The organism is Corallococcus sicarius, from assembly GCF_003611735.1.
GTDB classification, from domain to species: Bacteria; Myxococcota; Myxococcia; order Myxococcales; family Myxococcaceae; genus Corallococcus; species Corallococcus sicarius.
Genome location: NZ_RAWG01000405.1, coordinates 1 through 6,965 on the forward strand (window position 1 = coordinate 1; position 6,965 = coordinate 6,965).

Here is a 6,965-nt window from a genome sequence, read left to right on the forward strand (position 1 = left end):
GGCGGGGCCTCCCCCTCGCCGACCTCGGCGTAGCCCTCGCGCACCTTCTCCGCGACCTTCTTGGTGTACTCGCGAAGGGCGGAGTCCTCGTCCGGGAAGACCTTCTCCTTGCGCTGTCCCGCGGTGCCGATGCGGCCGTAGGTGACGATGAAGGTGGCGCCCTGTAGCTCGGGCATCCAGAACTTGGAGCTGTTGCCGTCGACGAACTCGAACCTGCGCATGGCCGCGAGGCTACCGCACCCGGGGCCCGTCCGCCTCAGTCCGCGTGCGCCGCCAGCGAGCGCAGGCCCTCTTCGCGCGACACGCTGCCGGTGTAGCCCAGCTCCAGCCGGGCCTTCTCGTCATTCACCGTCACCTCCTGGCCCGCCAGCAGCAGCTCCGTGCGCGTGAGCGGCGGGGTGCCCTTGAGGCCCAGCACGTCCCACACCACGTCGCTCACCACCGCCACCGCCGCCGCGAGCGCCGTGGGGAGGGTCTTGTCACCGGGCGTCACGCCCTGCGTCTTCAGGAGCGCGGTGATGAACGTGCGGAACTCCACCGGCGCGCCGTCGGTGAGGAAGTACGCCTGGCCGCCCTGGCCCTTCTCCGCCGCCAGCAGCAGGCCCTCCACGAGGTTCGTCACGTGGCAGGTGGACGTCAGGTAGTGCCCGCCGCCAATCCAGCGCAAGCGCCCCGACTTCACCGCGGCCACCAGCGACGGCAGCAGCACGGTGTCCCCCGGCCCCCAGACCATCCGGGGCCGCACCGCCACGGTGGTGAAGTCCGGGCCGTTGGCGCGCAGGACGAGCCGCTCCGCCTCGCCCTTGGTGGACGGGTACGGGCCCACGGGGCGCGTGGGCAGCGGGTGGGTTTCGTTGAGGTTCGCCATGGGGCCGCCGTCCACCAGCACGGCCTCGGTGCTCACGTGGACGAGGCGCTTCACGCCCGCCGCGCGTGCCGCCTCCAGCACGGCCTCCGTGCCGCGCACGTTGGCCTCGTAGAACTCCGCGCGCGGGCCGGACAGCTTCACGTGCGCCGCGGCGTGGAAGACGGTGTCGCAGCCCTCCATGCCCACGCGCAGCCGCTCCACGTCGTTCAGGGTGCCTTCCCAGGCCTCGCCGCCCGCGCCCCGCACCGCCTCCGCGGCCTGGGGAGAACGGGCCAGCGCGCGCGCCGGCTCCCCGCGCTTCGCGAGCGCCGCCAGCAGATGCCTTCCGACGAACCCCGAGCCACCGGTGACGAACGCGCGCACGTGTGAACCCTCCCTGACGAAGATGCCGCTCCTACCATTCCCGGCTGGCCGCGGGTAGCCGCGCCCGCGTCAGAACATGTCGCGCATGGAGGGCGCGGGCCCGGAGAACAGGGCGGTGGCGGCCGTCAGCGATGCGTCGTCCGCCTCCAGCATCCCGGCGAGCTGGAGCGCCCGGGGCGACAGGAAGCCGGTGTAGAGCGAGGCGAGGCCGCGCACGTGCAGCCGCATCCCCCCTTCCCCTCCGGGCCGGACGCGCGCGGCGCCGCCTTCCACCTCCAGCACGAAGCGCTGCCGGTTCTCCGGGAAGAGGTCGTCCTGCACGTCCAGGTGCAGGGCCCCGGACAGGCCCTGGGGCCAGCCGCGCGCCTCCAGCGCCCGGGGGACGTCCAGAAGCCGCATCATCCAGTGCATGGACAGCTTCACCTGGTAGGTCTGCTCGCGCAGCAGCGTCAGGAGCGGTTCGTCCGCGCCGCCGTGCCACACCACGTCCTGGGCCAGCGAGCGGTGGTCCCCGAGGAAGCGCAGGAGCCGGCGCGCGGCGGCGGGCGTGTTGGCCACGAGGTCGGTGAGCTTCAGCACCTGCTTGGGCACCGCCCCCTGGGGCGAGAGGCTGCGGACCAGGTACACGTAGCCCTCGACGCCGGAGGTCCCCTCCACGACGAAGCCGTGGGCGGTGTCGTTGCGCGGCGTGCGCACGCGCTTCCAGATGTACTCGCCCCGGTCCAGCCAGCCGTGGTGCTGCGCGGCGAAGCGCCGGTAGCACGCCTCCACCGCCGCGTTGTCCGAGGACGTGAGGGGGCGCAGCGTCAGGGTGCGCTCGCCCAACTCCAGCGCGGAGGCGTCGACGTGGATTTCATACCGCGCGCCGGCCACCTCGTAGCCCACGCGCCGGTAGAGGGGCTGGGTGGCGGGATAGAGCACCGACAGGGGCGCGCCGCCGTCGCGCATCTCGCGCAGGAAGCGATGGAAGAGGCGCGTGGCGACGCCTCCGCCCCGGTGCGCGGGCGCGACGGCCACGCCGCCCACGCCGATGAGGGGCACGGAGCGGCCGCCGAGGAACTGGTGCATGCGGATGAGGGTGAGCGTCGCCGCCACCTGGTTGCCCTGGCGAAGCAGGCGCAGGACTTCCGGACCGTTCTTGCGCACCGTCGTTTCGGCATCCGTGGCGGACATGGCGAAGGCCTGCGCGGTGATGTCCGCGACAGCGGCCAGCTCCAGTTCATCCCTCGGGGGTCCGTAGTCTTCCGTCGTCTCCATCCCGCATCCCCTTCCAGTGCATGCGCCACCGACAGGCTCCGCGTCCCCTGAACGCGGCGATGGTCGCTCGCGAGGCAGCATGGCGCAGCGGGAGGGGGCGCGGAAGGACCCGGGCGCTACTCAGACTTCATCAAACCGTCCGCCGACAATGCCGGCCTGCTCCAACGCATCCTTGAGGTCCCCATCGACGATGAGCGGCAAGAGGTAACCCCAGGGCCGGAACACGACCTCGTCACCCACCTTCGATGAGTCGATGCGCAGGCCGGAAACGACATGGTACTCGCCGACCTTGTCTGGCCGCCCATCCGCCAACGTCCAGAGCCGCGCCTCTTCACATGCCGCATCATCGATGCAGCGAATCACATGCACCGCGTTCAGCAGGTAATAGAGTTCGGCCTGCCCTTGAACCTCCACAGGGAAGAGCTGTACGTCGTTTGGAGCCAGCTCGCGGAATACGGACGCGACCCGTCCACTGACGATGGGCGTCCCAGCGACCGTCGTCTTGTCGAAGTCCAGGGGCCTGCCGGGTCGAGAAAGCGGCACACGCAATCTCCCGGGCTCCGTCACGGCCCTTCCAGAGACAAACGCCCAGATATCGGAAACCGTTTGCCCTTCCATGTCGGTGGGCTCCCGCAGATACCAGCGCCCTGGAACATCGACATCGAACTCAAGCTCAAAGAAATGTCTCGGCACGGCAGATCACGCCTTGGGGTCTTTCGTGATGAGTTTCCGCAGCTTGGTGCCTGCGGTCATGAGTTCTCGCGCAGTCTTCTCCGGAGCATCACGGCCCACAACCCCCAACAACAGCGGCGTCAGCGCCAGCACCGCGCCACACCAGAACGGCGCTCCGGGCGTCAGGTGTTCGAAGGCCCATCCCGCGCCCATTGGCGCGAGTGTTCGCGCCACTCCGCCCCACGCGTGCTGCATGCCCAGCACTCGCCCGCGCTCGGTGGCCTCGGCGTGCCTTGAGAGCAGGGCCGTCACGCAGGGGAATGTGAACGCCGTGCCCAGCGGCATGAGCGCCAGCGCGACCGCCAACACCCAGGGGCCTTCCGCGAAGGCGAGCAGCGCGAGCCCCGCGCTCAACAGGACCACGCCCCCTCGCCACAAGCGCGCCTCCCCCCACCGCACCACGGCCCGGCCCAGCAGGAGCGCCCGCGCCACCACCGCCACGGCACCTGTGAACAGATACACCCAGCCCACCGTGCTCGCGGTCAACCCGAACCGCGCGGCGAGCAGCAATGACAGCACAGCGGTACCGCCCTGGAGGGCCCCCATCGCGAACACATACGTCCACACCAACCGCGCCACCGGCTCACGCGGATGCGACAGCACCCGCAGCACGTCGCCATTCCGACCCGGTGAACCGTGCACCGCTCCGGCCCGCGACGCCGCCTCCGGCAGCAGCCACGCAGCGAGCCCCACATTGCAGGCCCCCAGCGCCGCCGCGAGGAACCCCGGCACGGACGGCCCCAGGCTCGCCCCCAGTGCCCCCAGTGCCGGGCCGAGCATCACGCCCAGGCTCGTCGCCGCGGACACCCGCCCCAGCGCCTGGGCCCGCGCTTCGGGTCGCGTGACGTCCACCACATACGCCTGGAGCACGCCCACCGTCCCACCGCCCACGCCCTGCACCACCCGCGAGACGAACAGCGCCGGAAGCGAGTCCGCGAGCCCGAGCAGCACCGACGCCACCACCGCCGCGCCCATGCCGATGAGCAGCACCGGCTTGCGCCCCACGCGGTCCGACAGCCGACCCCACAGCGGCGCGCTCACCAGCTGCACCAGCGGCACCGTCGCCATGAGCATCCCCACGACGGCGCCCCCTCCACCCAACCCGGTGGCGTGGAAGGGCAGCAGGGGGACGATCATCAGGAGCGCCACCGAGTCCAGGAACGCGGTGAAGAGCAACACGGTCAGCCGGTCCAGGAACGCCTCCGCGAGAGGACTCGCAAACCACCTGACTTTAGATGTCGGGTCCGACGTGCATGATGGCCCCCATGAGTGATGCCTCCGTCCCGCGCCTGCTGCTCGTGACCGCCCATCCCGATGACGAGACGATGTTCGCCGGAGCGGTGTTCCAGGCGACGCACGCGCTCGGCGCCGAGGTGGACCTCGTGGTGCTCACGAACGGCGAGGGAGGCTTCCGCTACGCCACGCTCGCCGAACCGCTCTACGGCCTGCGGCTCACCGACGAAGCGGTGGCCCGCGAGCACCTGCCCGCCATCCGCAAACAGGAACTGCGGGGCGCCGCGCGCATCCTCGGCCTGCGCGACTGCGTCTTCCTGGAGCAACCCGACACGGGCTATTCGCTGGCCCCGGAGGCCCTCGTGCCGGAAGGCTGGGACGTGGAAGTCGTGCGGAGCCAACTGCGCGCGCAGCTCGAACACGGCCGCCATGACTTCGTGTTCGTGATGATGCCCACGGCCCGGACGCACGCACACCACCGGCTGTCGGCGCTGCTGACCCTGGAAGTCATCGCGGCCCTCCCGCCGGAGGCACGACCCGCGGTGCTCGGGGTGTCGCTGCACACGCGCCGCGGCCCTCCCCAACCCGACGGCTATCCCATCCTCGCGATGGACATGCCCGCCGCTGAAGGGCTCCCGCCCCATCCGCTCACCGCCCTGCGCACCGACGTGGGCCCCTTCGACTTCGACCGGACCCGGCCCCTCGGGCACGGAGGCCGGCTCGACTTCCACGTCGTCGTCAACTGGCTCATCGCCGAACACAAGTCGCAGGGCTTCATGCAGCGGCGCATGAACGTCGCGGACGTGGAGCGCTACGCGTGCTTCGCGCTGACCTCCGACGCGGGCGCCGCTCGGGCCCGCGACCTCTTCGCGCGGCTGGCCACGTCCGAGACCGGACTGTCGCGCAGCCACTGACCCAGAACGAACGCGCGCATCACCAACTGCTCCGGCGCCACGCGGTAGGCCCCAGGTGCGGGCATCACAGCCCCACCGCGCAGCAATCCGTCCAGCACTCCGACGAAGACCTCGGGCACCAGCGGCGGAGGCAGGGCCTCCAGTCCGGCTCGCAGGAACCTCACCACCCGGGGCGAGCGCTTCAGCATCCGGGCCCAGTCCACCCCGTTGCTGCGCCCGGCGAACGGGATGTCCAGGTGCTCCGCGAACTGTCTTCGATAGCAGTCCTTGAACAGGCGCTTGTCGGTGCGCCACGCCGCCGGAAGCGCTCGCGACAGGGCCATCACCTCGCGGTCCATCAGCGGGTTGAACACCTCCAGCCGGTGGGCCTTGAAGTAGTTGAGGTGGTGCAGGAACGCGGGCACCCGCTCGCGGAAGTAGAGCGTATCGCGCAGGGTCTCCACGCTGCCGGAAGCCGCCGCCACACGCTTTCGCACCTGCTCCTCGCGCGCCGCCCACGCGTCCTCGCCTCCACCCACCAGCCACGCCTCGCGGCCCGCGACGTCCGCCGTGAAGGGCAATGACAGCCGCGCCAGCACCTCGCCCACCGTCGTCGCGTTCCACCCCGTGGGCCCGAAGCACTCGTCCCCGCGAAACAGCGAACCCACCCCGTGCCGCTCCGCGAGCTGCTGACACAGCGTCAACTCATCCGCGTGACCGAAGGCCAGCTCCGTCATCCCGGACTGGGCCTGGAACATGGCGGCGAAGGTCTCCGGGACCTGCGCCACACAACGCTTCAACTCCACATGACGCGTCCCGAAGCGCCGCGCGATGTCCTGCGCCACCCGCGCGTCCGAGTCCAACCGGCGCAGGTCCTGTCCCCACGTCACCGTGCACAGCCGCGTCGTGTCCTCCACGTGCCGCGCCACCGTGTGGAAGAGGAACCGCGAATCCCAACCGCCCGTCAGCAGCAGCGCGGGCGCCCGGGCCTGCGTCCACCGCTGGAGGACGGCGCGTTCCAGGGCCTCGCTCCACCGCGTCAGCGCCGCCTCCACGTCGAGCGGCCCGGAGTCCTGGCTCACGACCTCCAGTTGCGCACGCCGCTGCTCGACCCGGCCGTCGCGGTACACCAGGCGCTCCCCGGGAAGCAGCTGGCGGACTTCCCCGAACAGCGTGCGCCCCGCGAAGAAGCGCCCGCCCACCAGGAACTGCGCCAGGTTCGCGCCGTCCACGGTGCAGGAGGCCAACGCGCGCAGCGGTGCCACCTCGGGGGAGAACGCCAGTCCCCAGGGCTCGTGCCGGAAGAACCACCGGCGTGACGCGGTGGGATCCATGAACAGGTACGTCGTGTCCGGCGTCCGCACGAGCACCTGGAACGAGCCGTCCATTCCCTCCAGGAAGCGCTCGCCGCGCTCCAGGAACGCGCCCAGCAAGGCCTCCGGCACGGACGCGTCACCGAACGGTCGGCCCAGCAGGTGCCCCTCGAAGGCCAGCCACACTCCGGCGCGCTCCCGGAAGCCACCCGTCCCCCGGACCGCGAACGCGAACCCCGGCGCCACGGCGCGCTGAGCGCCCTGCCCCACCACCGGGAACAACCCGGCCTCCATCCGCTCCAGCAG

7 protein-coding genes are annotated in these 6,965 nt (G+C 71.2%); 1 reads left to right on the plus strand and 6 read right to left on the minus strand.

Annotated features, from left to right (window positions below):
- The 5 genes from D7X12_RS37045 to D7X12_RS37065 all read right to left on the minus strand — a co-directional run.
- On the minus strand, positions 1–221 hold a 221-nt coding region (locus D7X12_RS37045), incomplete at its 3' end, for a WGR domain-containing protein (RefSeq protein ID WP_120629917.1).
- A 35-nt stretch (positions 222–256) separates the two neighbouring features.
- The gene (locus tag D7X12_RS37050; RefSeq protein WP_120629918.1) at positions 257–1,231 is read right to left on the minus strand and encodes an NAD-dependent epimerase/dehydratase family protein; all 975 of its coding nucleotides are present in this window, start codon (positions 1,229–1,231) and stop codon (positions 257–259) included.
- Between the two features lie 69 nt (positions 1,232–1,300).
- Complete coding sequence (locus tag D7X12_RS37055; protein ID WP_120629919.1) at positions 1,301–2,488, minus strand: GNAT family N-acetyltransferase; 1,188 nt, start codon at positions 2,486–2,488, stop codon at positions 1,301–1,303.
- A gap of 120 nt (positions 2,489–2,608) precedes the next feature.
- A complete protein-coding gene (locus tag D7X12_RS37060) occupies positions 2,609–3,181 on the minus strand; it encodes an imm11 family protein (protein ID WP_120629920.1) in 573 nt (190 codons plus the stop codon).
- Positions 3,182–3,187: 6 nt separating this feature from the next.
- The gene (locus tag D7X12_RS37065) at positions 3,188–4,399 is read right to left on the minus strand and encodes an MFS transporter (protein WP_120629921.1); all 1,212 of its coding nucleotides are present in this window, start codon (positions 4,397–4,399) and stop codon (positions 3,188–3,190) included.
- Positions 4,400–4,485: 86 nt separating this feature from the next.
- Here D7X12_RS37065 and D7X12_RS37070 point away from each other — a divergent pair, with 86 nt between their 5' ends.
- Complete coding sequence (locus D7X12_RS37070; protein ID WP_158620200.1) at positions 4,486–5,367, plus strand: PIG-L family deacetylase; 882 nt, start codon at positions 4,486–4,488, stop codon at positions 5,365–5,367.
- Here D7X12_RS37070 and D7X12_RS37075 read toward each other — a convergent pair.
- Positions 5,265–6,965 (minus strand): asparagine synthase-related protein (locus D7X12_RS37075; protein ID WP_147443912.1); only part of this gene is annotated, 1,701 nt, incomplete at its 5' end. The genes D7X12_RS37070 and D7X12_RS37075 overlap by 103 nt on opposite strands.